Here is a 25,712-nt window from a genome sequence, read left to right on the forward strand (position 1 = left end):
GTTCCATGCAGGTATCAAGTGCAAAGCATGCGTCTTGCGCCTTGTATTGTCGAGGCTCAGGCTATGTCCCATGACTTTTGCCCTGTGAGCCCCCCATGCACCGAGAACCCCTGAGCCCTTCAGCCCGCTGGGCGTTGACCAGTCTGGCGCTGTCGATGTTGATGCCGTCGCTGGACACCAGCATCGCCAACGCCGGACTGCCGACCCTGGCGGCGGCCTTCGATGCGACGTTTCAGGAAGTGCAGTGGATCGTGCTGGCCTATCTGCTGGCGGTCACCACCTTGATTGTCAGCGTCGGGCGACTGGGTGACGGCTTCGGGCGGCGACGCTTGCTGTTGATCGGCATCGGCATCTTTACCGCCGCGTCTCTTGCATGCGCACTGGCGCCGAGCCTGGCCTGGCTGATCGGTGCGCGGGCGGTGCAAGGCCTGGGCGCGGCGATCATGTTCGCATTGACCGTGGCGCTGGTGGCCGATGCGGTGCCCAAATCCCGGGCCGGCAGTGCGATGGGATTGCTGGCCACGATGTCGGCCACCGGCACCACCCTCGGGCCGTCGCTCGGTGGGTTGCTGATGGCGCATGTCGGCTGGGAGTCGATCTTTGTGATCAACGTGCCGTTGGGTTTGCTCAACGCATGGCTGGTGTATCGCTATCTGCCCAAGGATCGAATCGTACGCAAGCCTTTTGTGTTCGATTATCCCGGCACCGCGGCGCTGATGCTGACGCTGGCGGCCTATGCACTGGCGATGACGGTTGAGGGATTCACCCGGACGTTGTTGCTGATCAGTCTGTTGGGCGTGGGGTTGTTCATCCTGATCGAGAAGAAGAGCAGGGCGCCGCTGATTCATTTGTCGTTGTTCACCGATTCACGCATCAGCAGCAGTCTCGCCCTGACCTTGCTGGTGACCACGGTGATGATGACCACGCTGGTGGTCGGGCCGTTTTACCTGAGCCGAGGCTTGGGGCTCGGCAGCACTCAGGTCGGACTGGTGTTGTCGGTCGGGCCGTTGCTGGCGGCGTTCAGTGGCGTGCCGGCCGGGCGTCTGGTGGATCGTTTCGGGGCGCGGCGAATGGTGCCGGGCGCATTGCTCGGGCTGGCCTGCGGTTGTGGTTTGCTGGCGCTGTTGCCGGTGAGTCTCGGACTGCTTGCCTATGTGTTGCCGATAACGGTGGTTGCATTGAGTTATGCGCTGTTCCAGGCCGCCAACAACACCGGGCTGATGGCGGGTGTCGGGCAGGATCAACGCGGGGTGGTCTCGGCGATGCTCGGGTTGTCACGCAATCTGGGGTTGATCACCGGGGCGGCGGCCATGGGGGCGGTGTTTGCCCTGGCCACGGACGATCCGACCCGGGCGACGGCGGCAGTCATCGCGAGCGGTTTGCACATGACCTTCGGCGTTGCTGCGGCGTTGATGCTTGCGGCGCTCGGGCTCGGCGCCTTCACACACCTGCGTCTCGCGTCTCCCGTGCCGGAAAGAACAGCTCAAAGCAGGTGACGCCATCAGCGCTGCTGACGCTGTAGCGGCCCTGATGCAATTGCATGATGGTCGCCACGATCGACAGGCCCAGACCGTTGGATTGGGCCGAGCGCTCGCGGGACGGATCGGCGCGGTAGAAACGTTCGAACAGCCGCGACAGATGCTCGGGGGGAATCGTCGCCCCGTGATTGCGCACCCGCAGATAACTGCCATCCGGCTCGGAGATGGCTTCAACCTGCATCGTCGAATCTGCCGCGCCGTACTTGATCGCATTGGCACACAGGTTGGCCAGCGCCCGGCGCAGCAGCATCGGCTCGGCCCAGATCACGCCGCTGCCACGGGCCTCGATGGTGACGCCGACATCAGCGGCCAGTCCTTCGAAGTAATCGGCGATGCGTTGCATCTCATCATCGGCGTCCAGCTCCTGACGCTGGCTCAAGGCACTGGCCGGGTCGGTGCGGGCGAGAAACAGCATGTTGTCGAGCATCCGTGCCAGCCGTTCGAGTTCTTCGACGTTGGAGGCGAGCAACTGTTGATAGGCCTCGACGCTGCGGTTCTGTTGCAGGGCAACCTGGGTTTCGCCGAGCAGGTTGTTGATCGGCGTGCGCAGTTCGTGGGCCATGTCGGTGGAGACCTGGCTCAGTTGGGTGACCCCTCGGTCGAGCCGGTCCAGCATCGCGTTGAAGGCTTCGATCATCGGCTGCAATTCCCGGGGCGTGCCGTGATGATCGAGGCGTTCACCGAGGTTGGCGATGCCGATTCCGTGGGCATGCCGGGCAAGCCGCCGCAACGGCAGCAGGCCGCGATACACCAGCAGACAGCCAACCAGTGCAAGGACTATCGCCGCCAGTGACGCCAGGCCATACACGCTGAGTCGGTAACTGGCGAGCATCGCCGTGCGCTCGCTCATCACCTTGCCGATCAGCACTTGCAGATTGCCCTGGTCGCCGGAGTCGATACTGGCCGCCACCGCCGAGAACGGCACGCCGTTGATGCTCGGCAGATGTTGCACATCGTTGAGGGCCATCACGTGGTTGATCGGCACGGCGGGTACGGTCGGCAAGGTCAGGTTGCTGGGATTGACCACGAACAAGGGAGGCTGGTCCGGGGCGCCGATGGTCAACAGCGCTTCGCGGTTGCCGAGCATGTTCTGGAACAGCGCCGGTTTGTTCTGGATCAGCTCCAGGGTGTTGCTGTCGTTGAGGATGGTGCGCAACTGATCGATGCGGCTGACCAGCTGGATGTCATCGCGGCGGGTCAGTTGTTCATCCAGCGCGTTGTACAGCGCCGCGCCGAGGCCCGCCAGGGACGCGAAGGCGAGCACCGCGAACACCAGCGCCAGGCGCAGCGTCAGGGAATACGAACCGGCGACTTTCATGGCTGGGTATCGAAGCGGTAGCCGATGCCGCGCACGCTGTGGATCAGCTTGAGCGGGAACGGATCGTCGATCTTCGCCCGCAGGCGGCGCACGGCGACATCGACCACATTGGTGTCGCTGTCGAAATTCATGTCCCACACCCGGGAGGCGATCAGCGAGCGCGACAGCACTTGCCCTTCGTGGGTGGCGAACAGTTGCAGCAGCGCGAATTCCTTGTTGGTCAGAGTGATCCGGCTGCCGGCGCGGGTGATCCGGCGCTTGAGCACGTCGATCTGCAGATCGGCCACCTGCAATTGCTCTTCTTCATGGATCGGCCCGCGCCGGGTCAGGGTACGCAGGCGCGCCACCAGTTCGGCGAAGGAAAACGGCTTGATCAGGTAGTCGTCGGCGCCCAGCTCCAGGCCCTTGACCCGGTCGGCGATGTCGTCCCGGGCGGTGAGGAACAGCACCGGCGTGTCGGCTTCCTTGCGCAGCCGGCGCAGAACTTCCCAGCCATCCATTTTCGGCATCATCACGTCCAGCACGATCACGTCGAAGCCGTGTTCCAGCGCCAGGTGCAGACCGTCGGCGCCGTCCCGGGCCAGGCTCACGTTGTAACCCAGTTCCTGCAAGCCGTTGAGCAGGTAATTGCCGGCCTTGGGTTCGTCTTCGACGACAAGGATATTCATGGGCACTGCGCCTCACTGGTCAGTTGGTGCAACCGCTGCCTTGCACTTGGTAGTCCAGCACATGTTCGCGGCCCTGGTGGTCGAGGTAGTTCAGTCGTGCGGGAATGACGCCGCAAGCCTGGGAAATATCGGTGCTGGAGAGGACTTTGTCGACATCCAGGTGCACGTAGAAACCGTTGGTATCGTGAATGACCGTGCGTTCGGGCATTTCGGCGGCGAACACGGAGCCGGTGGCGAGGAGGGCAGTGAAGGCCAGGATCAGGGTTTTCATGATGAGTCACTCGTGTCGGTGAAGTGGATCGGCAGGTGTGCCGGAACAACTTCAGGCTACCGGGCGATCCGCTCGGCAAACCGACAACTCCATGACAAAGTTGTAATGAAACCCTGAAAACAAAAATCCCCTGTAAGAACAGGGGATTGTTTGGACAGCAGCTGTTTTCAACTGCCATGGGTACTGAGAATGCTCGCAATCTGCTGTGGCTGGCAGTTGAGGTACGGCGAGGACTTCAGCCAGTGCTGGTCCGGGTACCAGGAAAACATGTACTGGCCGTCCTTCAGGCTGTCGATCACCCGTCTGGCGACTTGCGGACGCACCGCCGGGCAACCCTGACTGCGGCCCAGCCGGCCCGTACGTTTGCTCCAGAACAGATTCACGTAGTCGGCGGCGTGGATCACGATGGCGCGGTCGCGGGCCATGTCGTTGACGCCCGGCTCCAGGCCGTCCATGCGCAGCGAATAGCCGTGGGTGCCTTCGTAACTTTCCTGGGTGCGGAACAGGCCGAGGCTGGACTGGAAGCTGCCTTCACGGTTGGAGAACCGGGTGGCGAAGTTGTCCCCGGATTTCGAGCCGTGGGCGACCAGGTCGCGCAGGATCAGTTTTTTCTGTGTCAGGTCGAAGATCCACAGGCGTCGCTCGGTGGACGGTTGCGAATAATCGATGATCGCCAGGTGACGGGACTGCTTCGCGCCGTTGTTGATCGCGCATTGCATGGCGTTCAGGGCACCTTTCAGCGCCTGGGGATTGAGTTCCGGAGCGGCGTGGGCGAGGCTGTTGTAAAGAACCGGCGAAGCGGTGCCGGCGGCAAAAACCTGACTGGTCCCCAGCCCCAGGGCAGCGGCAGTCAGCAGAAGTCGGCGCAAAAACGTCAACATTTAAAGTGAATCCTCACTGGCTACATGGTTGGCACTTTGGCTCCTGACGTCCAGTCGTCCCGGGCAGGCCCGCGAATCGGACCTGACTGTATCACCGCACCTGATGTAAGGTTGACCGTCAATCAAGACGGCCACGGATTGGAGTAAAGCAGTTGTTCAAAAAGTACGCATGCTACTTGAGCATTTGTCTGCTCGCTGCGCCGTTTGTCGTTTGTGCCGAAGAGCCGTTGCCGGCGCTCCCGACACTGCCGGCGGAGGTGCCCCTGGAGCCGCAAAGTCCGTTGCAGGCCGTGCTGATCGGCCTGCCGCAGGCTTGCCCGGCGATTGCCGCCCGTCTCAGTGGCCCGGCCCTGGAACAGTTGCAGGCGTTCTACCGGCAGCAGGACTGGATGCCGGTGTGGGCAGCGGCCGGGCAATTGCCGGCCTTGCATGCGCAGTTGCAGCTGCTGGCCGACGACGGCCTCAATCCGAAACGCTATCCGGTCGCCGATACGGCTCCGCAGGATGGCGAACTGTGCGCCGACATCGACATCAGCCGCAATTACCTGCAGGCCTTGCAGGACCTGCATTACGGTCGTCTGCTGCAATCGCATTTCGAACCGTTGTGGCATTCCGACGATACGCCCCGCGACCGTCAGGCGGAGCTGCTCGCCATCGCCGTGCCGGGCATGCATGACGTTGCCGCCGCCTTCGATCTGGCCCGCCCGCGCCTTGCGCAGTACCAGAACCTGCGCCATCTCTACGCCGCGCAACGCCTGCAGGCCTTGCCGCACTGGCAATCGGTGGGCAACGGGCCGTTGCTGCGCCCGGACATGGAAGACAAACGCGTGCCGGAGCTGGCGCGGCGACTGTACAGCGAAGGTTATCTGAGCAGTGTGGTCGGCACGCCGGACAACGCTTATCACGGTGTTTTGGTCGAAGCCGTGAAAAGCTTCCAGGCCAACCATTCGTTGCAGGCTGACGGTGTGGTCGGGCCGGGGACGATTGCCGAAATGAACATCAGCCCGCTGACCCGTCGCGAGCAACTGCGGGTCAACCTTGAGCGGTTCCGCTGGCTGGCCCAGGACATGGAGCCCGATGGTTTGCTGGTCAACGTCGCCGCTGCCGAACTGACCCTGTACCAGGGCGGTCTGCCGGTGTGGCAGACCCGCACCCAGGTCGGTCGCGCCGAACGCCAGACACCGCTGCTCAAATCCCGGGTCACGCGCCTGACGCTGAACCCCACCTGGACCGTGCCGCCGACCATCTGGAAAGAAGACAAGCTGCCGGAAATCCGCAAGGACCAGACCTTCCTCAGCCGTCAGAATCTGCAAGTGCTCGACGCCAACGGCCAGCCGCTGGCCGCTGCCGACATCGACTGGGACAACCCCGGCAACATCCTCCTGCGTCAGGATGCCGGGCCGCGCAACCCGCTGGGGCAGATGGTCATCCGCTTCCCCAACCCGTTCTCGGTGTACCTGCACGACACACCGAGCAAGGCACTGTTCGACAAGGGACCACGGGCGTTCAGTTCCGGTTGTGTACGGGTCGAGCACCCGATGAAATTGCGCGACTTCCTGCTCAGCCCGGCGGAACGAGCGCGCACCGACACCTTGCTCGCCACCGGCACCACCCATGAGTTCCGCCTGAGCAATCCGGTGCCGATCCTCATGACGTACTGGACGGCACAGGTCGACGGGCAGGGCCGCGTGCTCTATGCGCCGGATATCTACAGTCGTGACAGCGCGCTGCTCGCGGGACTTGACCGGGCGCATTGATCCTCAATGGCTGGCGCGTTTCCAGAAAAAACGCGCCAGCCATGCATCCACGCTCAACTTGCCAGCCCCGGCGAACACCAGCGGCACCAGCGCAGCCAGGTAAATCGCCGGCAGCTTGAAGTTGCCGAAGCCCTTGTTGGTGATCGCATAACCCTGGGCCAGTTCGCTCAAGGACGACCAGTCTGCCGGCCAGTGCACGGCGGCGGTGGCGACCACCGTCACCACGATCAGCGAAATCGCCGAGATCCGCGTGCCGAGTCCGATCAGGATGGCCAGCGCGCAGATCAGCTCGGCCCACATCGACAGCTCCCAGTTCAGCGTCGCCGGCAAGTGATCGAAGGGAAACGGGAAACGCTCCTGAATGTCTTCGAACCAGTTCTGGCCGTTGAATTTCTCCAGGCCCGATTCGAAGAACTCCCAGGCGATGAACAGGCGCAGGGTCAGCGGTGCCAGCCACAGGCCGGCGCGGTCGAGGTTCAGGTGCAAGCCTTTGACGGCGGTCGAAAGAGCAGTGGTCATGGTGCGACTCCATTCAATTCAGTGGAAAACGGGGCACCGGCGTGCCCCGTGCAGAGGGTTATTCGCCGGCGCCGCACTTGCCTTCGCCGCATTTGCCTTCCGAGGTTTTTTCCGGGGTGTCCGCCTGCGCCTGGGTCTGGCTGTAGCCGTGATCCAGTTGCTTGACACTGAAGGCCTCGGAAGCCGAAGCCGCGTTGGACAGGGCCAGGCCACCAGCCAGCAGCAGGCCGAGGGTCAGGGAGGTTTTCGAGCGCTTGGTCATGGTGAATCTCCGATAAGAAATGTGAGTTCAAAGGCTTGATCGGGGCTGCCGATCGACAGGTTCATTTGAACGTCGGGCTGTATCGGGGATGTGTCGTCAGCGGGGGGATTTGTGCTCGTGGTGTGTCCGGGCCTGCGCCGTATACAGTGCGATACACGAACACGGTGTGATTCGGCCGGCGGGCGCAGCGTCTAGCCACCGTGTCCCCGCAATCCCATGGGGCGAGACTTCGAGACCCGGCATGCAAGCGCTGTTGAACGAGATCCTTGACGCTGTCCGGCCCCTGATCGGGCAGGGCAAGGTGGCTGACTACATTCCCGCCCTCGGCACCGTGCCGCCCGATCAACTGGGCATCGCCGTGTACGGCAACGACGGCGAAATGTATTGCGCCGGCGATGCCGAGACGCTGTTCTCGGTGCAGAGTATTTCCAAGGTGTTCAGCCTGGTGCAGGCCATCGAACACTCCGGCGAGGCAATATGGGAACGCCTGGGCCACGAGCCGTCCGGCCAGCCGTTCAACTCGCTGGTGCAGCTGGAATTCGAACGCGGTCGCCCGCGCAATCCGTTCATCAATGCCGGGGCACTGGTGATCTGCGACATCAACCAGTCGCGCTTCGCGGCGCCGGCCTTGTCGATGCGCGATTTCGTACGACGGCTGTCGGGCAATCCTCAGGTAATGGTCGACGGCAAGGTCGCCGATTCCGAATACCAGCACCGCGCACGCAACGCGGCGATGGCCTACCTGATGCAATCCTTCGGCAATTTCCACAACGACGTCGAAGCAGTGTTGCGCAGCTACTTCAGTCACTGCGCGTTGCGCATGAGCTGCATCGATCTGGCCCGGGCGTTCTGCTTCCTGGCCAACGACGGCTATTGCAAGCACAGCGGCGAACAGATCCTCACCCGCCGCCAGACCCAGCAAGTCAACTCGATCATGGCCACCAGTGGCCTGTACGACGAGGCTGGCAACTTCGCCTACCGCGTCGGTTTGCCGGGCAAGAGTGGCGTCGGTGGCGGCATCGTCGCGGTGGTGCCGGGGCAATTCACGGTGTGCGTGTGGTCGCCGGAACTCAACGCGGCGGGCAACTCGCTGGCGGGCATGGCGGCGCTGGAAATGCTCAGCTCGCGGATCGGCTGGTCGGTGTTCTGAGCCTGTGTTGCTTTGAGGGTGGGCAAGCTATACATTTTCCGGCCGCCCTCAATATGGTGAATCTGCTCCATGTCTCTTGCGCTCGAACGTCTCGTCGCTGGCACGCCCATCCCTTTCGCCGGTAACCGCGTCACCGTGGTCAGCCCCGAACTGGCCGAGCGTTTCCGACCCGGCGACCACCTGTTGGTGGAGCAGGTGAGCGGTGAGCTGTTGCTGATTCCGGTGGTGGATCAGCAGGCCGCTTCGGTGGCGATCGAGCGTGCAGCGGCAGCGTTTACTGCGTTGTCCGCTGTGCCGGATGAGGCCATCAGCCGCTTCTTCGATCTGTTCGCTCAACGGCTGGAAAACCCGGACGCCTGGGCATTGATCGAAACCGCCAACCTCGCCGACATCGAACGGGCCAAGACACGCGGTCGGTCCACCACCCGTTTGCTCGCCGACGAACGCATGCGCCGCGACATGATCGCCGGCCTGCGCGCATGGCGTGATGCGCCGGCCACTCGCGGCAAAGTAATCAGCAGCGTCGAACATGACGGCTGGAAGGTCGAGCAAGTGGTGTCGCCGCTGGGCATCGTCGCGTTTGTGTTCGAAGGCCGGCCGAACGTCTTCGCCGACGCCGCTGGCGTACTGCGGACCGGCAACACCGCCGTGCTGCGCATAGGCAGCGATGCATTGGGCACCGCGCAAGCCATCGTCACCCACGCCCTGAACCCGGCACTGGCCGATGCCGGCCTGCCGGCGGGTGCGGTGTCGCTGGTCGAGAGCGTCAACCACGCCGCCGGTTGGGCGATGTTCGCCGACCGGCGTCTGTCGCTGGCCGTGGCCCGTGGTTCGGGCCGTGCAGTCAGCCAGTTGGGCAGCATCGCCCAGCAGGCCGGCACCGCCGTCAGCCTCCACGGCACCGGTGGCGCGTGGTTGATCGCCGATCGCGATGCCGACGCCAAACGCTTTGCCGCCGTGGTGCGTAACTCGCTGGATCGCAAGGTCTGCAACACCCTCAATGTCTGCCTGATCCAGCGCGAGCGTGCCGCCGAACTGGTGCCGTTGTTCCTCGATGCCTTGCAGCAGGCCGGCACCGCACGCGGTCAGGGCTGCAAGTTGCACATTGTCGAAGGCAGTGAAGGTTATCTGCCGAGCGACTGGCAGAACGCGACGGTCGAGGTCTATCGCGCCGAGGGTTATCAGACCGAAGCCCTGGCCGAGCCGCTGCCCGAAGCCCAGCTGGGCCGCGAGTGGGAGTGGGAAGAGACCCCGGAAACCAGCCTGATGATCGTCGACGATCTGGATCAGGCCATCGCACTGTTCAACCGCTACAGCCCGCAGTTCACCGTGTCGCTGATCAGCGAGGATGCGGTGGTTCAGGAGCGTTTCTACAGCGCGGTCAACGCGCCGTTCGTGGGCAACGGCATTACCCGTTGGGTCGATGGCCAGTACGCGCTGAACAAGCCGGAGCTGGGGCTTTCGAACTGGGAGAGCGGTCGCCTGTTCGCTCGCAGCGCGATTCTTTCGGGTGACGGTGTGTTCACCGTCCGCAGCCGCATGACGCAAATCGATCTGGGCGTAAAACGCTAAAACCAAAACGCCGCGCCTGTCGCAATGACAGGCGCGGCGTTTTCGTATCACTTGGCGGTGGCGGCGGATTCGATCAGGCTGGCCACGGCTTTCGGATTCGACACCATCACTACATGGGATGCGCCCTTGACCACCACGGTCTTTTTCGCGTGCGCCCGTTCGGCCATGAACGCCATGGCTTGCGGCGGGATGTTCTTGTCCTTGTCGCCGTATACGAACCACGACGGAATCGATTTCCATGCCGGCTCGCTGGCGGCCTCGTTCAGCGCCGCTTCGGTGACCGGACGCTGGGTGGCGGCCATCAGTTTCGCGTCGGCGTTCGGTACATCGGCGGCGAACTGGTCGTGGAACTTGTCCTGCTGGATATACAGATCCTTGCCGCCGTCCTTCAGGGCAACGGGCGGCGCGAGGGTCGGGCCGAGGGTGCTGCCGGGGAATTTGCCGGCCAGCCCGGCCACGGTTTCACCTGCTTCGGGCGCCAGTGCCGCGACATACACCAGTGCCTTGACGTTGGCGTTGCCGTACGCGGCTTCACTGATCACCGGCCCGCCATAGGAGTGACCGACCAGCACCACCGGTGACTTGATTCCGGCCAATACATCGGCGACCGATTGCGCATCACCCTTGAGCGTACGCAGCGGGTTGGCCGCCGCGATCACCGGATAACCGTCCTTTTCCAGAATTTTCACCACACCGTTCCAGCTGCTGGAATCGGCGAAGGCACCGTGCACCAGCACCACGGTGGGTTTCTCGGCGGCCATTGCCGAGGTAGCGCCGGCCATGGCGGCGGTAAGGGCCAGTCCTGCAAACAGCTTGTTCATCGGGTGTTCCTTGTGTCGGGAGGAGGGATGCAGCGTTCGGGCTTATTCAAAGCGTCGGCTGTATCGGGGATGTGTCCGCCTCCCGGCGCGGGTGCATGGAACTGTGTCTGGCAGGGCGCTGGCTACACGCTGATACAAAGCAAACGCCCCGGCAGGTGCGGGGCGCTCGGTTCAGGCGGCATTGACCGTTTGGCCATGCACTGCGCAGGTCGACGGTTGCTCGGCCAGCGAGACGAAGGTGCGACGGTCGGCGGTGAGGGCATCGATGGAGCCGGTCTCGATGTCGTAGACCCAGCCGTGCAGGTTCAGCAGGCCTTTCTCCTGGGCCAGGCGCACGCTCGGATGAGTCTGAATGTTCGCCAGTTGCGCGATCACGTTCTCGCGCACCATCGAACTGAGCTTGGCGGCGTCATTGGCGTGTGGCCGTGATTCGTTGACCACTTTCGCCGACTCGGCGTGTTGCAGCCAGCCGCTGACGGCGGGCAGGTGATCCATGCATTTGCACTGGGCGATGGCGGTCATGGCGCCGCAATCGGAGTGGCCGCAGATCACGATGTCGGTGACGCCGAGCACGGCGACCGCGTATTCCACCGTTGCCGAAACCCCGCCCGGATGCGGGCTGTAGGACGGTACGATATTGCCGGCGTTGCGGATCACGAACAGTTCGCCGGGCTCCTGTTGGGTCAGCAGCTCGGGCACGACACGGCTGTCGGAACAGGTGATGAACAAGGTGCCCGGGGTCTGGGTCGTGGCGAGGTATTTGAACAGCTCGGTGCGTTGCGGAAACGCTTCGCTCTGGAACTTCAGGAAGCCTTCGATCAGGTTTTTCATGGTGTAGTCCTCTCAGTTCGAACAGCCAGTACCGAATTCGCTGTATTGAAGAATGTGTTTTGCGCCGTGGCTGTCGAGGTAGGTCATCTCGACCGGCACTACGCCGCAGATGTCGGCCACCGGTGTGATGCTCACGACTTGCGCGATGTCCAGTTGCATGCCGTAGCGATAGGCGACGGCCTCTTCATCAGCCCGGGCCTGGGCGGCGAGGCCGGCGAGCAGGACCAGGGACAGCAGAATTTTTTGCATGGGGCAGCCTCCAGACAGATGTGGTGACGACGTGGCAATTCAGGTTGGGAAGGGCCCGCACGCGGGGTGCGGGCCCGGAGGGATCAGAACGGACGCAGCGGGAGGAACTTGCCGTCGAGGGTGACCACGGCGCGGGAACCGCCTTCAGGGTCTTCGACTTTCTTGATGTCGAGCTTGAAGTTGATGGCGCTGATGATGCCGTCGCCGAACTGCTCGTGAACCAGTGCCTTCAGGGTGGTGCCGTAGATCTGGATCATCTCGTGGAAGCGGTAGATGGTCGGGTCGGTCGGTACACCGTCGAGGCTGCCGCGCAGCGGGATGATTTGCAGGGCGGCGATGTCTTCGGCGCTCAGTTCCAGCTTGTCACCGACCACTTCGGCGGCGGCTTTTGGCAGCGGGTGCTGGCCGAGGAGGGCGGCGGTGACGTAGGCCAGGCTCAGGCCGGTGCCGTCGGCCAGGTCCTGCCACGACAGGTTTTTCTGGGCCTTGGCATCCAGGGCGCGGGTGGTCAGGGCGATGCGGCTGTCGTTGTAGGCTTGGGATTGCATGGTGCTTCTCCTTTCGGGGTTGGCTTGCTGTGTGGGATTCATCTTCTGCCGATTGATCCATAGCGTCCAAGACCGATATACAATGCAAAGCATAAGCACTGCCTATAGATGGAGAGCCCCATGCTGCTGCGACATTTGCGATACCTGCTGGCCGTGGCCGATCACGGCGGCTTTACCCGGGCGGCCGAGGCGCTGCACGTGTCGCAGCCGACCCTGTCGCAACAGATCCGCCAACTGGAGGAAAGCCTCGGTGTGGATCTGTTTGATCGCACCTCGCGTTCGGTCAAACCCACTGATGCCGGGCAGGCTTACATCGAATGTGCGCGGCGGGTGCTGGTGGAACTGGAGGCGGGCAAGCGTGCGTTGCATGACGTGAGGGATCTGTCCCGAGGCTCGCTGCGCCTGGCCATGACCCCGACGTTCATGGCGTATCTGGTGGGGCCGTTGGTACGGGATTTCGTGGCGCGGTATCCGGGGATTCACCTGGAGATTTTCGAGCTGTCGATGGATGACATCGAGGCGGGGCTGGCGGATGACTCGCTGGATATCGCGATTGCCTTTACCCCGGTGCGCAGCCCGGACATTGAATGCATTCCGGCGTTTGTCGAGACGCTGGGGGTGATGGTCGGGCGGGAGCATCCGTTGTATGACAGCTCATTGGTTCTGCGCCCCAATGACATTGCGCAACTTGACTTCGCACTGTTGGCGCCGGGTTACATCACCCGGGTGTCCGTCGATGAGTACTTTCGCCAACACGGCATCACGCCCAAGGTGCAGATCGAGGTGAATTCGGTGAGTACCTTGCTCGAAGTGATCCGGCATGCGCCGTTGGCGACCATGTTGCCGGAGGCGATAGCCACCGAGGATCGGGCGTTGCGCCGGTTGCGTGTGGAGAGTGAGGCGCCGCAGCGAGGGGCGGCGTTGTTGCGGCGCAAGAACAATTATCACAGTGCGGCGGCGGTGGCGTTCATGAATCTCGCGCTAGGCCTGGGAAGCCCCTCACCCTAACCCTCTCCCAGGGGAGAGGGGACTGACCGAGGTGAATGTTAGAGATTCATCGACCTGAAAAATTGAGTCGTACTCAGGATTTGAAGCGACCTCCGATCTGCTCCCTTTCCCCCTCGCCCCCTTGGGGGCGGTCCGACGATTCGGGAGGGCTGGGCGGGCGGCGTTCCGATGAGGGGGTAGGTTCTTGACCACAAAAAATAACTAAAGCCAGACACAAAAAAAGGGCCTGCTCCTTATAGGAAGCAGGCCCTTTTGTTTATTGAAGTTGCAACTTAGCAGAACCGATCAATCACCCGGACTTCGTTCTTGTTCTGCATCGAGTCCCACGCCTGTTTCAGCGTTTGCAGAACATTACCGATGAAGTCCTTGTCGGCCGCGGCTTTTTTGCCGACATAACCGTGGCCGCGGCGGTACATCTTCAGGCGGGCCAGCAGGTTCTGGTTGTTCCGGTCGAACTCTTCTTCACCAGCATGGGGCGACAGGCAGTCGATATGGACCTGACCCGACTTGCTGATCCACAGAATATGGCTGTCGTGGCTGTCTTTTTGCGCAGCGAACATACGAGCCAGTTCTTCGATAGTAGGTTGATTGTTCAGATTCATGATATTGCCCCTTGACCAGTCTGGTGATCTTTCAAAGTTGATTCGCTAATACAGGTAGCCCATCGGTTAGTTGATCCCTGGCACCGAAACCAGGACGTCAGCGGTCGCCCGTGTGAAGTACGGGGTCATGCGTCTGTTGCATGTAGTCGTGTTGAATAACTGCTACGCAATAGCGTCACAACGAGGAGAAGCAGCGAAAACCGGGAGGCTCCTTGACGACGTTTTCAGGGTCGACCACAAGCGTCTTGAGAATTTTCGCCAGCGCTTCTCGTCCTTGTACTGGACGTTCAGGCCAGGTCAGCTTCTTCAATCTGCCTTGTGGGCAGCGTGTATCCGGAAAAAACAGCTCGGCGGTCAGACGAGCTTGCTCAAGCGTGTTGCCAGTGCTCCCGATCGGGGAGACGTCTGCATCATGCAAAAGCCAAACGACGCCGTCAACGGTTTTGTAGTGATTATTTTTGGTCACTACATATTGTCGGACAAAGTCATTCTGGAATGAGAAAAGGATCGTTCAGGCAGCGTGGGAAGGGCTGCGCAGGCAGTAGAGGGTGCAGGGGTAACCGTCCACGGTTTTCTGCTGGCGAGTGAAGTCGCCGCCGCTCACCTCAGGGATGACTCTGGCCCAGAACCGCTGCGCAGGCAGGTTGGCGTCGACATGGAAAATCTGCCATTGACCGGGCAAATGGCTCAAGAGGGCAGAGGCGACAAACTGCGCGACGCCTTGGCCACGCCAGCGTCGGCTGACGAAGAAATAGCCGATGTTGTAGTCGGCGCCTTCGATGAGGAGATGGTCATCGACGGTCACGAACCCTGCCAGTTCGCCGTCGACGTGGATCAGGAACGGCCGGGTTGCCGGTTGGCGCCAGTAGTCGTCCTTCAACTGGATCGGGAAGAAACCATGCCCGCCCAGCTTCAGCGGCAGCCATTCGCTGAAGTCGTAGGTGTAGAACTGCATCAGGTTTTCGATGGTGTCCAGTTCGTCGCGCCGGGCGACGCGCAGTTCGATGACAGACATGCCGCTGCCTCCTGACAATCACTGCAGAAACAGTAGCCCGCAGCGGGCTATTTGGCAGCCGGTTTCGCCGCTCGTTTGCTGGTTCCGGTGGTTTTGCGCCGGGTGGTCTTGCGCTTGTTCTTCCAGGGCGCTGCAGCTTTGCCGGCAGGCGGCGGGCCGCTGATGGTCAGGCTCAGCCCGGCGCAACGGGTCACTTGCTTGCTCATCCACGCGGCCTGCTTGGTGACGAATTCTTCCAGACTCATCTCGCCGCTCTGCACCATGTCCAGCGCCTGTTCCCAGATCGCCGTGGTGCCGGGGTCGGCAATCGCCCGGGGCACCGCATCGATCAGGCTGAACGCGGCAGGTGTGGCGGACAATGCCTTGCCGTTCTTCACCAGATAACCGCGATCCAGTAGACCCTGGATGATCGAGGCACGGGTGGCTTCGGTGCCGATGCCGGTGGTGTCCTTGAGTTTCTGCTTCAGCAGCGGGTCTTCCACCAGTTTGGCGACGTTCTTCATCGCCTTGATCAGATCGCCTTCGGTGTAGGGCTTGGGTGGCTGCGTCCACAGATCCTTGAGCTTTACGTCAGCGATAGCGCACTCGGCACCCTGGGTCAGCGTCGGCAGGGTTTGTGGCGCGGGGGCTTCACGGCCCTTGGCCGGGGCCAGTGCCTCCGGCAGTGCGCGTTTCCAGCCCGGTTCGATGATCTGCTTGCCGACGGCACGCAAGGCTTCACCGGCGCAATCGAAATCGGCCTGGGTGCGGTCGTATTCATGATTGGGCAGGAACTGCGCCAGATACCGCGCGCGAATCAGCGTGTAGACCGCGCGGTGCTTGCCGGTCAGGCGTTCGAGATTCTTCGCGGCGGCGGTGGGAATGATGCCGTGGTGGGCGCTGACCTTGGCGTCGTTCCAGGCGCGGGAGCGGCGCTGCGGCTCCAGATGATCGCGCAACGCTTCGAGGCCCGGGTCGGCCTGACGCAGCGCCGCGAGAATCCCCGGCGCCTCGCTGTGCTGGCTCAGGGGCAGGTAGCCGCAATCGCTGCGCGGGTAGGTGATGACTTTGTAGGTTTCGTAGAGGGCCTGGGCGATGTCGAGGGTTTCCTGGGCGCCGAGGCCGAGCTTCTTCGAACAGACTTCCTGCAAGGTGCCGAGATCGAAGGGCAGGGGCGCCACTTCGCGCATGCGCTCGGTGCGCAGCTTGACCACCTGGGCGCTGGCGGCGCCGCTGATCGCCGCAGCCGCTTGCTGCGCGAGGGCCTGATTGAGGCAGCGATCCTGATCGTCGCAGGCATCGTTCGGCGCACGCCATTGCGCCGTAAACGCCGTGCCGTCATGCAGCAGTTGCACATCGATGGCCCAGTACGCGACGGGCACGAAATCGGCAATGCTGCGGTCGCGATCCACTACCAGCCGCAGGGTCGGCGTCTGCACTCGGCCCACCGGCAACACGCCTTGATAGCCCGATTGCCGGCCGAGCAGGGTGAACAGGCGACTCATGTTCATCCCGATCAGCCAGTCCGCCCGGGAGCGCCCCAGTGCCGAGTGATACAGGCTGAAGGTTTCGGCGCCGGGCTTCAGCGCCGCCAACGCCTTGCGGATCGATGCTTCGTCCAGCGCCGACAGCCACAAGCGGCGGATCGGCCCGCGATAGCGGCAATGTTCCACCAGTTCCCGGGCGATCATCTCGCCTTCACGGTCGGCGTCGGTGGCGATGATCAGTTCGCTGGCCTCGCCGAGCAGGCGCTTGACTGCTTTGTACTGGCTGGCGGTGCGCGGCTTGACGGTCATTTTCCATTTGTCGGGGATGATCGGCAGGTCCGCCAGCACCCAGCGCTTGTATTTGGCGTCGTAGGCGTCCGGGGGAGCGGTTTCCAGCAGGTGGCCGATGCACCAGGTTACCGTGACGTCCGTTCCCAGCCAGCAGCCGTCGCCCCGACGCTTTGCGCCGAGCACGGCCGCAATATCCTTGGCCTGGGAAGGTTTTTCACAGAGGTACAGCCGCATAACCACCGTCATCGATCATTGCCCGAAGAGGCGCACAGGATGGCCTGACTTGGGCGTCGGGGCAACTTTTATCTGTATGGATATACAGATAAAAGATTGCCGGTCATGACAGCCCGCGTCGGGGCAATCGGGGACGCTATCGAGAAATTGAATGGCGTTCACGACCGGCACTGTGTCAGGTTCGAATCGCCTCAACAGGGCGAGTGACAGGACGATCTCGCCAGAAGATCGCCGTTTTACTGTCTGACACTGACTCTTCAGCAACAAGGACGTACACCATGTCTCAACCTTCTTCCCAGGCCAGCAGCGCCTTCACCGCGGTCGACACCTTCAGCCACCTGTATGACCGTGGCACCGGGACCGTCAACGGCAAACCGTCGTTCACCGCCGACCAGGCCGCCGATGAAATCCTGCGCAAGGGCATGTCGTGGCAGGACAAGAATGCCGACGGCAAGATTGATCTGACTTACACCTTCCTGACCGACAAACCGTCGAACTATAACCCGAAACTCGGCAACTTCAGCGAGTTCAGCGCCCAGCAGAAAGCCCAGGCCGTGCTGTCGATGCAATCGTGGTCGGACGTGGCCAAAGTCACTTTCACCGAAGGCAAGGGCGGCGACGGTCACATGACCTTCGGCAACTACGACGTCAGCACCGGCGGCGCGGCGTTTGCCTACCTGCCACAGGGCAGCAGCTATGACGGCCAGTCGTGGTATCTGATCAACGATCAATATCAGGTCAACAAGACCCCCGACACCAACAACTACGGGCGTCAGACCCTGACCCACGAAATCGGCCACACCCTCGGCCTGTCGCACCCGGGCGCCTACAACGCCGGCAACGGCAACCCGACCTACAACGACGCCAAGTACGCCGAAGACACCCGTGGCTACAGCCTGATGAGCTACTGGAGCGAAGCCAACACCGACCAGAACTTCAGCAAGGACGGCAGCGGCGCCTACGCTTCGGCTCCATTGCTGGACGATATCGTCGCGGTGCAGAAACTCTACGGGGCCAACCTCGAAACCCGTGCCGGTGACACTGTGTACGGCTTCAACTCCAACGCCGACCGCGACTACTACAGCGCTACTTCGAACACCTCCAAAGTGGTGTTCTCGGTGTGGGACGGCGGCGGCAACGACACCCTGGACTTCTCCGGCTTCAGCCAGAACCAGAAGATCAACCTCAACGAAGGTTCGTTCTCTGACGTCGGCGGTCTGGTGGGTAACGTGTCCATCGCTTATGGCGTGACCGTGGAAAACGCCATCGGCGGTTCGGGCAATGACCTGTTGATCGGCAACAGCGCGGCCAACGAACTGATCGGCGGTGCCGGCAACGACATCATCTACGGTGGTGGTGGCGGTGACACGCTGTGGGGCGGCGAAGGCGCGGACACCTTCGTGTTCGGCGCTGCCAGCGACTCGACCATGACCGCGCCGGACTGGATCATGGATTTCACCAGCGGCCTGGACAAGATCGACCTGTCGGGCATCGCCGGGTTTGCCACTGGTGCGGCCACGCTGAACTTCGTCAGCGGCTTCACTGGCCACGCGGGTGACGCGATCCTGACTTACTTCGCAGAGACCAACCAGACCAGCCTGATGATCGACCTGACCGGCCAGGGTTCGGTTGATTTCGCAGTAGGAATGGTGGGGCAGGCCGTGGCGACCGATATCGTCGCCTGATCTGATAACGGAAAATCTGAAACGGGAAAACCGCAGCCTTCGCCGGCTGCGGTTTTTTTATGGGCGGAAAACCGTTCGGCTGCGAACCCGACGTGATCCGGCCGCATGGGTTATACCTGAAGCGCTCCCTTCGTCGCAGTCAGGAGAAACTGATGAAAACCTCCGGTCCCAGCCCCGTCATCACCATCGCCGAGCAGCCAGGTTGTGTGTTGGTGAAGTTCCACGGCATCCAGGTCGCCGCCTCGGCCCGAGCACTGGTACTGCTCGAAGCCAATTACCCGCCGGTCTACTACATCCCCCGCGAAGACATCGACGAAAAATACTTCGCCCGCACCGACCACACGAGCTATTGCCCGTACAAGGGCGACGCCAATTATTTCAGTCTGCAAGTGCCCGGTCATGAGGGCGCGAATGCGGTGTGGACGTACGAGCATCCGAAGATTTCGGTCAGCCAGATCAAGGATTACGTTGCGTTCTATCCCGATCAGGTGAAGTTTGAATTGCTGGACGCGGAGGTCTGACAGGCAGGTTGTGGCGAGGGCGTGAAACCCCCGCCACAGGCTTCAGGATCAGTTCTTGTCGAGATCGATATTCTTGGTCTCACGCAGACAGATCATCCCCACCACCAGGCTCACCCCGGTAATCAGCACCGGGTACCACAGCCCATAGAAAATATCCCCGGTGTACACCACCAGCGCAAACGACACGGTCGGCAGGAAACCGCCGAACCAGCCGTTGCCGATGTGGTACGGCAGGGACATCGAGGTGTAACGGATGCGGGTCGGGAACAGCTCGACCATCAGCGCCGCGAGCGGGCCGTAGCACATGGCGGAGATGATGATCAGGGCGACGATCAGGGCCACGATCATCGGCTTGTTGATCTGCTGCATGTCAGCCTGTTGCGGGTAGCCGGCGAGGGTGATTGCGCCGCGCAGGGCAGCTTCGTCGAAGCCGTCGAGTTTCACATCGCCGACGCTCACCTGCACCGCGCTGCCGGCAGGCGCTGCGACGCTGGAGTAGGGCAGGCCCTGCTTGACCAGGAAGGTCTTGACCTTGTCGCACGGGCTGTCGAATTTGGCCTTGCCCACCGGGTCGAACTGGAAGGTGCAGGTGGCCGGGTCGGCCACTACGGTGATCGGCGCCTGTTGGCTGGCATGGTCGATGGCCGGGTTGGCGTAGTGGGCCAGGGATTTGAAGATCGGGAAGTACAGCGCGGTGGCCAGCAGCAGGCCGAGCATCAGCACCGGTTTGCGCCCGACCTTGTCCGACAGCCAGCCGAAAATGATGAAGAACGGCGCGCCGATCACCACGCTGATGATCAACAGACTGTTGGCCACCGCCGGGTCCATTTTCAGGAATTGGGTGAGGAAGAACAGCACATAGAATTGCGCGGCGTAGAAGGTCACCGCTTGCCCGGCGTTGATGCTGAACAGGGCGATCAGCACGACTTTGAGGTTTTCCCATTTGCCGAAGGATTCGCGGATCGGCGCCTTGCTGGCCTTGCCTTCCTCTTTCATCTTCAGATAGGCCGGCGACTCGTGCAGGCTCAGGCGAATCCAGGTGGAAATCCCCAGCAGCACGATCGACAGCAGGAACGGAATGCGCCAGCCCCAGACTTCGAACTGATCGCCGGTGAAGTAACGGCAACCCAGCACCACCAGCAGCGAGAGCAGCAGGCCGAGGGTCGCAGTGGATTGAATCCAGCTCGTATGGAAACCCCGTTTGCCGATCGGCGCGTGCTCCGCCACGTAAGTCGCGGCACCGCCGTACTCGCCGCCGAGGGCCAGGCCCTGAAGCATGCGCAGCACCACCAGAATGATCGGCGCGGCGATGCCGATGCTGGCGTAGGTCGGCAGCAGGCCCACGGCGAACGTCGCTACGCCCATCAGGATAATGGTCGCAAGGAACGTGTATTTGCGCCCGATCATGTCCCCCAACCGACCGAACACCAGCGCCCCGAACGGCCGCACGATGAAGCCCGCGGCAAACGCCATCAGCGCGAAGATGAACGCCGTGGTGTCGTTGACCCCGGCGAAGAACTGCTTGCTGATCACCGCCGCCAGGGCGCCGTAGAGAAAGAAGTCATACCACTCGAACACCGTCCCCAGGGACGAGGCGAAGATGACCTTTCGGGTATCGGAGCCGGCGTCCGTGCTGCGCACGGCGTCCAGCGGCTGAGCGTGTTCTGACATATCGGTATCCCTCACAGTGATTGTTTTTGTTGTTTCCACTGGTGTTGCGTGTCCGGGTGATGCGCGATGTCCGTGAATCTGATGCGGGTCATTTTTAGGAGGGGGCTTGCTCCCGTAAGCGGCGTGCCATTCAACTCACTGTTGAATGATCTGCCGCTTTCGCGGGCAAGCCCGCTCCCACAGGGGTTGTGTTTACAGTTGCAGGGTTGAGCATCAGCTGTGCCGCTTTTTCAGCAATCATCAGCGTAGGCGAACATGTGTTGCCGGAGGTAATGCGCGGCATGATCGAGGCATCGGCAATCCGCAGGCCGGGTACGCCATGCACCCGCAATTGCGCATCGACCACCGCGTCCGCGTCGTTGCCCATGCGGCAGGTGCCGACCGGGTGGAAAATCGTCGTGCCGATCTTCGCCGCTGCTTCGTGCAGTTGTTCTTCGGTTTGCAGGCTGGCACCGGGCAGGTATTCCACCGGGTTGAAGGCTTGCAGGGCCGGGGCGCTGACGATGCGCCGGGTCAGGCGAATCGCGTCGGCGGCCACGCGCAGGTCTTCGGGATGGCTCAGGTAATTGGGTTGGATCAGTGGCGCTTCCTGAGGATCGGCGGAGCGGATTTCGACTCGGCCACGGCTCTGCGGGCGCAAATCGCACACCGACGCGGTGAACGCGGGGAAGCTGTGCAACGGCTCGCCAAAGCGCTCCAGCGACAGTGGCTGCACGTGATATTCAAGATTGGCCGAGGTCTGCTCCGGCCCCGAGCGGGCAAACGCGCCCAGCTGACTCGGCGCCATCGACAACGGCCCGCTGCGGTCGTACAGATAGCGCAGGCCCATGCCCATTTTGCCCCACACGCTGCCGGCAATCTGGTTGAGGGTGCGGGCGTTTTCCAGTTTGTAGATCAGCCGCAGTTGCAGGTGATCCTGCAGGTTGCCGCCGACGCCCGGCAATTCATGCACGACGCCGATACCGAGTTTTTCCAGCAGCGGGCGCGGCCCGATCCCGGAGCGTTGCAGAATGCTCGGTGAGCCCACGGAGCCGGCGCACAACACAATCTCCTTGCGTGCCTTGAAGCTCTTCTCTTGCCCCTGCCAACGTGCGCTGACCTTGGAGGCGCGACCGTCCTCGAACAGCACGCGATCCACCTCGACGTCGGTCAACACCGTGAGATTGGCCCGATCGCGAATCGGCTTCAGAAACGCCTTCGCCGCATTCCAGCGTACCCCGGCCTTCTGGTTCACCTGGAAGTAACCGCAACCCTCGTTGTCGCCCTGGTTGAAGTCATCGATGCTGGCGATGCCGCTCTGTTCGGCGGCGCTGCGGAATGCATCGAGAATCGGCCACGACAGGCGCTGGCGTTCGACCCGCCATTCACCCTTGTCGCCATGGAAATCCGCCGCGCCGGCAAAGTGGTTTTCGCTCTGCTTGAACAGCGGCAGCACGTCGTTCCAGGCCCAGCCCGGATTGCCCTCGGCGGCCCAGCGGTCGTAGTCGCTGGCCTGGCCGCGCATGTAGATCATGCCGTTGATCGACGAACAGCCGCCCAGCACCTTGCCGCGCGGATAACTCAGCGCGCGGCCGTTAAGGCCCGGTTGTTCTTCGGTCTTGAAGCACCAGTCGGTGCGCGGGTTGCCGATGCAGAACAGGTAACCCACGGGGATGTGAATCCACGGATAGTTGTCACGCCCGCCGGCCTCCAGCAACAGCACGCGCCGCTGCGGATCGGCCGACAGTCGATTGGCCAGCAAACACCCGGCCGGCCCGGCGCCGACCACGATGTAATCGAATTCATCGAGGGAAGTCTGCATTCCCTGACCTCGCTTATTGTTTTTGTTGTCAGTCATCCTAGTTGTTAGCTTTCGTCAAAAGAATGTTAGTTTTTGCGCAGCCGCTGTGCGTTTTCAAACAGCGCTTCCTGACGATAGCCGACAAGGACAAGCCATGTTCGACTGGAACGACCTGCGGTTCTTTCTTGAGCTGCAACGCAGCGGTCGCTTGCTCACCGCCGCCCGCCGCCTGAACACCACCCACGCCACCGTCGCCCGACATATCGAGGCCATCGAAAAAAGCCTCGGCACCGCGCTGTTCGTCCAGCACGCCCAAGGCTACGAAATGACCCCGGCGGGGGAGGCGCTGCTCAAACACGCCGAGGCCATGGAAAACGTCGCGCTGCTGGCCCAGGAAGAAATCACCCAGTCCACCGCGCCGCTGGGCAAGATCCGCGTCGGCGTGACCGAAGGGCTGGGCATCATGTTCCTCGCCAGCCGCATGATCGGGTTGTTCGAACGCTATCCGGGGCTGGAAGTGGAACTGGTGGCGGTGCCGCGCTTCGTCAGCATCCTCAACCGCGAGGCGGAAATCAGCATTCACCTGGAGCGGCCGGCGGCAGACATGCTGGTCACCCGAAAACTCACCGATTACCGGCTCGCCCTCTATGCCAGCCGCGCTTACCTCGACAATGCGCCGCCGCTGCGTAGTCGCGAGGATCTTGGCCGGCATGCGTGGATCGGCTATGTGGATGATCTGCTGTTCAGTCAGGAGCTGATGTTTCTCAACAGCTTCTGCCGCAATCCGCGCGTGGTGTTTCACAGTACCAGCGTGATCGCCCAGCAGCAGGCGGCGCGCTCGGGGCTGGGGATTGCGGTGCTGCCTTGTTATATGGCGGCGGCCGATCCGGATCTGGTGGCACTGCTGCCGGACGAGAGCATCGAGCGTAGTTACTGGATCAGCACGCGGCGGGAGTTGCACAAGTCGGTGCGGTTGCGGGTGGTTTGGGATTATGTAGTGGGGTTGTGTGAGGCGGAGCAGGGGTTGCTGCTCAACCTCTGAGATCCCAGTTGCGCAGCCTCAAAGTGTGCCGACGCTGGTGGGCGTGGGTTTGAACGCCAGTGTCACCTGATTATTGGCCCCGGCCTGCCACTTCTGCACGTCGTTGGGGTTGGTCTCATTGCGGATGATGCACTTCCATTCCACGACATCACCGGGATTGGCTCCGGTGAATTTTATTGAACCGGTCCAGGCCGGATAAGCAGACGGTGCCAGTTTCACTGCCTTGGTCACATCCCACGCCCCCAACTCGGGGCGGGCTCCCACCACATAGACGCTATATCCTGGCGTTGTCACACCGTTATTGCACTGAAAGTCCACCGGAAGAAAATAAGTAAACGTGACGGTGCTTTGTGCATTGCTGATCAAACTCAGCATCGCCAACAAAAGAACACCCTTTGGCACTGGATGACGAATCCGGAACATGTTGAACGCCTCGATTGACTCTCGTTGAGGCCAGCGTAAACCCGGCCAAACGGCGAGTAACCTGACAGAACTGACAGTCCTTTAGAGCACTTGGCGATAGTGTCGCTCGACGTTCGTCAATTTCGCCTGAACTCCGCAGTCTTGGGCGGAAAATTCAACCCTCCGGTCCATGCAACTAAAATCCCCCGCAAAAGGTCATTCGATTTGCAGAGGTTGAGTCATCTCGCAGAACCTCGACAACGAAGACGCTTCCCGTGGCCACTCACCTCGATCGTCGCAACAACCTGTCCCTCGACAGCCTGAATTTCTTCCTCGCCGACGTGCGTGACGGGCTCGGTCCTTATCTGGCGATTTATCTGTTGGCGGTTCACCACTGGGAGCCGGCAAGTATCGGGCTGGTCATGACGATTGCCGGGATCGCCGCGCTCATCACACAGACTCCGGCAGGTGCGCTGGTCGACAGCACACGCTTCAAACGGGCGCTGATTGCGATTGTCGCACTGGTGGTCACCGGAAGTTGTCTGCTGCTGCCGTTCGTGACCTCATTCAGCCTCGTGACCCTGACGCAAGCCATCAGTGCCGCTGCCGCTTCGATCTTCGCGCCAGCAATCTGCGCGATTACCCTCGGCATTACCGGCCCTCGCGCGTTTACACGCAGAACCGGACGCAACGAAACCTTCAACCACGCCGGCAACGCCTGCGCCGCACTGCTGGCCGGTTTGTCCGCGTATCTGTTCGGCCCGGTCGCGGTGTTTTATTTGATGGCGGTCATGGCGCTGGCCAGTGTGATTGCCGTCTCGTTCGTATCGGCAGAGGCTATTGACCACGATCTCGCCCGAGGTCTTTCACCCAGCGAAGCGGGGCAGGGCAAGCAGCCTTCAGGACTTTCCGTATTGCTCACCAACCGGCCGCTGCTGATGTTCGCGATTTGCTGTGCGCTGTTCCATCTGGCAAACGCGGCGATGCTGCCGCTGGTGAGTCAGAAACTGGCGCAAGCCAATCTGCAGATGGCCACGCCGCTTACGTCCGCCTGCATCGTCGCGGCGCAAATGGTGATGGTGCCGGTCGCGTTGCTGGTGGGCGCGAAGGCCGATGTGTGGGGGCGCAAGCCGTTGCTGCTGGCGGGGTTCCTGATCCTGCCGTTGCGCGGTGTGTTGTATGTGCTGTCCAACGATCCGTGGTGGCTGGTTTCGGTGCAACTGCTCGATGGCATCGGCGCGGGAATTTTCGGCGCGCTGTTTCCGGTGGTGGTGAAAGACCTGACGCTGGGCACCGGGCACTTCAACGTCAGCCTTGGGGCGATTTCGACGGTGTTCGGTCTGGGGGCGGCATTGAGCAACAGCCTGGCGGGGATTGTGGTTCAGGAGGCGGGCTACAGCGCTGCGTTTCTGACGTTGGCAGGGATAGCGATGGCGGCGCTGGTGCTGCTTTGGGGGGCGGTACCGGAGACAGTGTCGCCGGGTGCGTTGGAGTACGTGCACACTGGGTGAGCCGCCTCCTGTAACGCTTGTGTATCGGCTTGCTTGAGCTCCGGCAAATTGAAGATCGATATCCAGGCCAAAACCGCCCGGGATCTGGCCTGTCCCGAT

The 25,712-nt window shown here is 62.1% G+C and carries 26 protein-coding genes and 1 pseudogene; 10 read left to right on the forward strand and 17 right to left on the reverse strand.

Going from position 1 to position 25,712, the window contains the following annotated elements:
* The first annotated feature begins 95 nt into the window (after positions 1-95).
* Positions 96-1,496 carry an MFS transporter gene (locus tag OQ248_RS22720; protein WP_265814083.1) on the forward strand — a complete coding sequence of 467 codons (1,401 nt, stop codon included), beginning with the start codon at positions 96-98 and terminating at the stop codon, positions 1,494-1,496.
* Here the strand turns inward: OQ248_RS22720 and OQ248_RS22725 are convergent.
* From OQ248_RS22725 to OQ248_RS22740, 4 genes are all read right to left on the reverse strand, one after another.
* Positions 1,441-2,856: a heavy metal sensor histidine kinase gene (locus OQ248_RS22725; RefSeq protein WP_265814084.1), complete on the reverse strand. Its 1,416-nt coding sequence runs from the start codon at positions 2,854-2,856 to the stop codon at positions 1,441-1,443. The two genes, OQ248_RS22720 and OQ248_RS22725, sit on opposite strands and share 56 nt — an antisense overlap.
* Complete coding sequence (locus tag OQ248_RS22730; protein ID WP_265814085.1) at positions 2,853-3,524, reverse strand: heavy metal response regulator transcription factor; 672 nt, start codon at positions 3,522-3,524, stop codon at positions 2,853-2,855. Before OQ248_RS22730 ends, OQ248_RS22725 begins: the two co-directional genes overlap by 4 nt.
* A gap of 19 nt (positions 3,525-3,543) precedes the next feature.
* A complete protein-coding gene (locus OQ248_RS22735; protein ID WP_248740846.1) occupies positions 3,544-3,795 on the reverse strand; it encodes a DUF2790 domain-containing protein in 252 nt (83 codons plus the stop codon).
* Between the two features lie 167 nt (positions 3,796-3,962).
* The gene (locus OQ248_RS22740) at positions 3,963-4,676 is read right to left on the reverse strand and encodes a murein L,D-transpeptidase catalytic domain family protein (protein ID WP_085711462.1); all 714 of its coding nucleotides are present in this window, start codon (positions 4,674-4,676) and stop codon (positions 3,963-3,965) included.
* 152 nt (positions 4,677-4,828) lie between these two features.
* On the opposite strand from OQ248_RS22740, the gene OQ248_RS22745 reads away from it, so the two are divergent.
* Positions 4,829-6,433: a L,D-transpeptidase family protein gene (locus OQ248_RS22745; RefSeq protein WP_265814086.1), complete on the forward strand. Its 1,605-nt coding sequence runs from the start codon at positions 4,829-4,831 to the stop codon at positions 6,431-6,433.
* A gap of 3 nt (positions 6,434-6,436) precedes the next feature.
* On the opposite strand, the gene OQ248_RS22750 is transcribed toward OQ248_RS22745, so the two are convergent.
* On the reverse strand, positions 6,437-6,952 hold the full coding sequence (locus OQ248_RS22750) for a DoxX family protein (protein WP_265814087.1): 516 nt from the start codon (positions 6,950-6,952) through the stop codon (positions 6,437-6,439).
* A gap of 58 nt (positions 6,953-7,010) precedes the next feature.
* Positions 7,011-7,214: a hypothetical protein gene (locus tag OQ248_RS22755; protein WP_114883783.1), complete on the reverse strand. Its 204-nt coding sequence runs from the start codon at positions 7,212-7,214 to the stop codon at positions 7,011-7,013.
* 241 nt (positions 7,215-7,455) lie between these two features.
* Here OQ248_RS22755 and glsB point away from each other — a divergent pair, with 241 nt between their 5' ends.
* Together glsB and OQ248_RS22765 are read left to right on the forward strand one after the other, a co-directional pair.
* Positions 7,456-8,364: a glutaminase B gene (glsB, locus tag OQ248_RS22760; protein ID WP_085711458.1), complete on the forward strand. Its 909-nt coding sequence runs from the start codon at positions 7,456-7,458 to the stop codon at positions 8,362-8,364.
* A gap of 69 nt (positions 8,365-8,433) precedes the next feature.
* Positions 8,434-9,936 carry an aldehyde dehydrogenase family protein gene (locus tag OQ248_RS22765; RefSeq protein ID WP_265814088.1) on the forward strand — a complete coding sequence of 501 codons (1,503 nt, stop codon included), beginning with the start codon at positions 8,434-8,436 and terminating at the stop codon, positions 9,934-9,936.
* Between the two features lie 47 nt (positions 9,937-9,983).
* On the opposite strand, the gene OQ248_RS22770 is transcribed toward OQ248_RS22765, so the two are convergent.
* From OQ248_RS22770 to cynS, 4 genes are all read right to left on the reverse strand, one after another.
* Entirely contained in the window at positions 9,984-10,757 is a 774-nt protein-coding gene (locus tag OQ248_RS22770; RefSeq protein WP_265814089.1) for an alpha/beta hydrolase, read from the reverse strand.
* Between the two features lie 171 nt (positions 10,758-10,928).
* Complete coding sequence (locus OQ248_RS22775; RefSeq protein WP_119427328.1) at positions 10,929-11,588, reverse strand: carbonic anhydrase; 660 nt, start codon at positions 11,586-11,588, stop codon at positions 10,929-10,931.
* A gap of 12 nt (positions 11,589-11,600) precedes the next feature.
* On the reverse strand, positions 11,601-11,837 hold the full coding sequence (locus tag OQ248_RS22780; protein WP_265814090.1) for a DUF2790 domain-containing protein: 237 nt from the start codon (positions 11,835-11,837) through the stop codon (positions 11,601-11,603).
* Positions 11,838-11,920: 83 nt separating this feature from the next.
* Positions 11,921-12,385, reverse strand: a complete 465-nt coding sequence (cynS, locus tag OQ248_RS22785) for a cyanase (protein ID WP_265814091.1) — start codon at positions 12,383-12,385, stop codon at positions 11,921-11,923.
* Positions 12,386-12,505: 120 nt separating this feature from the next.
* Here cynS and cynR point away from each other — a divergent pair, with 120 nt between their 5' ends.
* Positions 12,506-13,393 carry a transcriptional regulator CynR gene (cynR, locus tag OQ248_RS22790; RefSeq protein ID WP_265814092.1) on the forward strand — a complete coding sequence of 296 codons (888 nt, stop codon included), beginning with the start codon at positions 12,506-12,508 and terminating at the stop codon, positions 13,391-13,393.
* Between the two features lie 272 nt (positions 13,394-13,665).
* Here the strand turns inward: cynR and OQ248_RS22795 are convergent, their stop codons facing one another.
* Entirely contained in the window at positions 13,666-13,995 is a 330-nt protein-coding gene (locus OQ248_RS22795) for a hypothetical protein (protein WP_047293552.1), read from the reverse strand.
* Positions 13,996-14,122: 127 nt separating this feature from the next.
* On the opposite strand from OQ248_RS22795, the gene OQ248_RS22800 reads away from it, so the two are divergent.
* On the forward strand, positions 14,123-14,494 hold the full coding sequence (locus tag OQ248_RS22800) for a hypothetical protein (RefSeq protein WP_248742013.1): 372 nt from the start codon (positions 14,123-14,125) through the stop codon (positions 14,492-14,494).
* Positions 14,495-14,506: 12 nt separating this feature from the next.
* Here the strand turns inward: OQ248_RS22800 and OQ248_RS22805 are convergent, their stop codons facing one another.
* Entirely contained in the window at positions 14,507-15,010 is a 504-nt protein-coding gene (locus OQ248_RS22805) for a GNAT family N-acetyltransferase (RefSeq protein ID WP_265814093.1), read from the reverse strand.
* 47 nt (positions 15,011-15,057) lie between these two features.
* Positions 15,058-17,001 (reverse strand): DNA topoisomerase III, encoded by a 1,944-nt coding sequence (locus OQ248_RS22810; RefSeq protein ID WP_265815127.1) that lies wholly within the window; start codon positions 16,999-17,001, stop codon positions 15,058-15,060.
* A gap of 278 nt (positions 17,002-17,279) precedes the next feature.
* Between OQ248_RS22810 and OQ248_RS22815 the strand changes: the two genes are divergently transcribed.
* Together OQ248_RS22815 and OQ248_RS22820 are read left to right on the forward strand one after the other, a co-directional pair.
* Positions 17,280-18,686, forward strand: a complete 1,407-nt coding sequence (locus OQ248_RS22815; protein ID WP_265814094.1) for a serralysin family metalloprotease — start codon at positions 17,280-17,282, stop codon at positions 18,684-18,686.
* A gap of 152 nt (positions 18,687-18,838) precedes the next feature.
* Positions 18,839-19,207, forward strand: coding sequence for a DUF427 domain-containing protein (locus OQ248_RS22820; protein WP_248740855.1), 369 nt, complete (start codon positions 18,839-18,841; stop codon positions 19,205-19,207).
* Positions 19,208-19,255: 48 nt separating this feature from the next.
* Here the strand turns inward: OQ248_RS22820 and OQ248_RS22825 are convergent, their stop codons facing one another.
* On the reverse strand, positions 19,256-20,878 hold the full coding sequence (locus OQ248_RS22825) for an MFS transporter (RefSeq protein WP_085711441.1): 1,623 nt from the start codon (positions 20,876-20,878) through the stop codon (positions 19,256-19,258).
* A 130-nt stretch (positions 20,879-21,008) separates the two neighbouring features.
* Positions 21,009-22,679 (reverse strand): GMC family oxidoreductase N-terminal domain-containing protein, encoded by a 1,671-nt coding sequence (locus OQ248_RS22830; protein WP_265814095.1) that lies wholly within the window; start codon positions 22,677-22,679, stop codon positions 21,009-21,011.
* 133 nt (positions 22,680-22,812) lie between these two features.
* Between OQ248_RS22830 and OQ248_RS22835 the strand changes: the two genes are divergently transcribed.
* Positions 22,813-23,700 carry a LysR family transcriptional regulator gene (locus tag OQ248_RS22835; protein ID WP_265814096.1) on the forward strand — a complete coding sequence of 296 codons (888 nt, stop codon included), beginning with the start codon at positions 22,813-22,815 and terminating at the stop codon, positions 23,698-23,700.
* Between the two features lie 18 nt (positions 23,701-23,718).
* Here OQ248_RS22835 and OQ248_RS22840 read toward each other — a convergent pair whose 3' ends face one another.
* Complete coding sequence (locus tag OQ248_RS22840) at positions 23,719-24,123, reverse strand: carbohydrate-binding module family 20 domain-containing protein (protein ID WP_265814097.1); 405 nt, start codon at positions 24,121-24,123, stop codon at positions 23,719-23,721.
* 254 nt (positions 24,124-24,377) lie between these two features.
* Here OQ248_RS22840 and OQ248_RS22845 point away from each other — a divergent pair, with 254 nt between their 5' ends.
* A complete protein-coding gene (locus tag OQ248_RS22845) occupies positions 24,378-25,613 on the forward strand; it encodes an MFS transporter (protein WP_265814098.1) in 1,236 nt (411 codons plus the stop codon).
* Here OQ248_RS22845 and OQ248_RS29045 read toward each other — a convergent pair.
* Positions 25,586-25,712, reverse strand: a pseudogene (locus OQ248_RS29045) (organic hydroperoxide resistance protein); the annotation flags it as partial. The gene OQ248_RS22845 and the pseudogene OQ248_RS29045 overlap by 28 nt on opposite strands.

Origin of the sequence: Pseudomonas sp. COW5, from assembly GCF_026240005.1 — a bacterium.
GTDB classification, from domain to species: domain Bacteria; phylum Pseudomonadota; class Gammaproteobacteria; order Pseudomonadales; family Pseudomonadaceae; genus Aquipseudomonas; species Aquipseudomonas kribbensis.

Coding starts and splice junctions, on each gene's coding strand:
- OQ248_RS22765 (WP_265814088.1), top strand. CDS start 8,434: ATGTCTCTTGCGCTCGAACGTCTCGTCGCTGGCACGCCCATCCCTTTC.
- OQ248_RS22805 (WP_265814093.1), bottom strand. CDS start 15,010: ATGTCTGTCATCGAACTGCGCGTCGCCCGGCGCGACGAACTGGACACC.
- cynS (WP_265814091.1), bottom strand. CDS start 12,385: ATGCAATCCCAAGCCTACAACGACAGCCGCATCGCCCTGACCACCCGC.
- OQ248_RS22755 (WP_114883783.1), bottom strand. CDS start 7,214: ATGACCAAGCGCTCGAAAACCTCCCTGACCCTCGGCCTGCTGCTGGCT.
- OQ248_RS22840 (WP_265814097.1), bottom strand. CDS start 24,123: ATGTTCCGGATTCGTCATCCAGTGCCAAAGGGTGTTCTTTTGTTGGCG.
- OQ248_RS22740 (WP_085711462.1), bottom strand. CDS start 4,676: ATGTTGACGTTTTTGCGCCGACTTCTGCTGACTGCCGCTGCCCTGGGG.
- OQ248_RS22725 (WP_265814084.1), bottom strand. CDS start 2,856: ATGAAAGTCGCCGGTTCGTATTCCCTGACGCTGCGCCTGGCGCTGGTG.
- OQ248_RS22795 (WP_047293552.1), bottom strand. CDS start 13,995: ATGAATCTGAACAATCAACCTACTATCGAAGAACTGGCTCGTATGTTC.
- OQ248_RS22800 (WP_248742013.1), top strand. CDS start 14,123: ATGCGTCTGTTGCATGTAGTCGTGTTGAATAACTGCTACGCAATAGCG.
- OQ248_RS22780 (WP_265814090.1), bottom strand. CDS start 11,837: ATGCAAAAAATTCTGCTGTCCCTGGTCCTGCTCGCCGGCCTCGCCGCC.
- OQ248_RS22830 (WP_265814095.1), bottom strand. CDS start 22,679: ATGCAGACTTCCCTCGATGAATTCGATTACATCGTGGTCGGCGCCGGG.
- OQ248_RS22735 (WP_248740846.1), bottom strand. CDS start 3,795: ATGAAAACCCTGATCCTGGCCTTCACTGCCCTCCTCGCCACCGGCTCC.
- OQ248_RS22815 (WP_265814094.1), top strand. CDS start 17,280: ATGTCTCAACCTTCTTCCCAGGCCAGCAGCGCCTTCACCGCGGTCGAC.
- OQ248_RS22810 (WP_265815127.1), bottom strand. CDS start 17,001: ATGCGGCTGTACCTCTGTGAAAAACCTTCCCAGGCCAAGGATATTGCG.
- OQ248_RS22720 (WP_265814083.1), top strand. CDS start 96: ATGCACCGAGAACCCCTGAGCCCTTCAGCCCGCTGGGCGTTGACCAGT.
- cynR (WP_265814092.1), top strand. CDS start 12,506: ATGCTGCTGCGACATTTGCGATACCTGCTGGCCGTGGCCGATCACGGC.
- OQ248_RS22835 (WP_265814096.1), top strand. CDS start 22,813: ATGTTCGACTGGAACGACCTGCGGTTCTTTCTTGAGCTGCAACGCAGC.
- OQ248_RS22825 (WP_085711441.1), bottom strand. CDS start 20,878: ATGTCAGAACACGCTCAGCCGCTGGACGCCGTGCGCAGCACGGACGCC.
- glsB (WP_085711458.1), top strand. CDS start 7,456: ATGCAAGCGCTGTTGAACGAGATCCTTGACGCTGTCCGGCCCCTGATC.
- OQ248_RS22820 (WP_248740855.1), top strand. CDS start 18,839: ATGAAAACCTCCGGTCCCAGCCCCGTCATCACCATCGCCGAGCAGCCA.
- OQ248_RS22750 (WP_265814087.1), bottom strand. CDS start 6,952: ATGACCACTGCTCTTTCGACCGCCGTCAAAGGCTTGCACCTGAACCTC.
- OQ248_RS22770 (WP_265814089.1), bottom strand. CDS start 10,757: ATGAACAAGCTGTTTGCAGGACTGGCCCTTACCGCCGCCATGGCCGGC.
- OQ248_RS22775 (WP_119427328.1), bottom strand. CDS start 11,588: ATGAAAAACCTGATCGAAGGCTTCCTGAAGTTCCAGAGCGAAGCGTTT.
- OQ248_RS22730 (WP_265814085.1), bottom strand. CDS start 3,524: ATGAATATCCTTGTCGTCGAAGACGAACCCAAGGCCGGCAATTACCTG.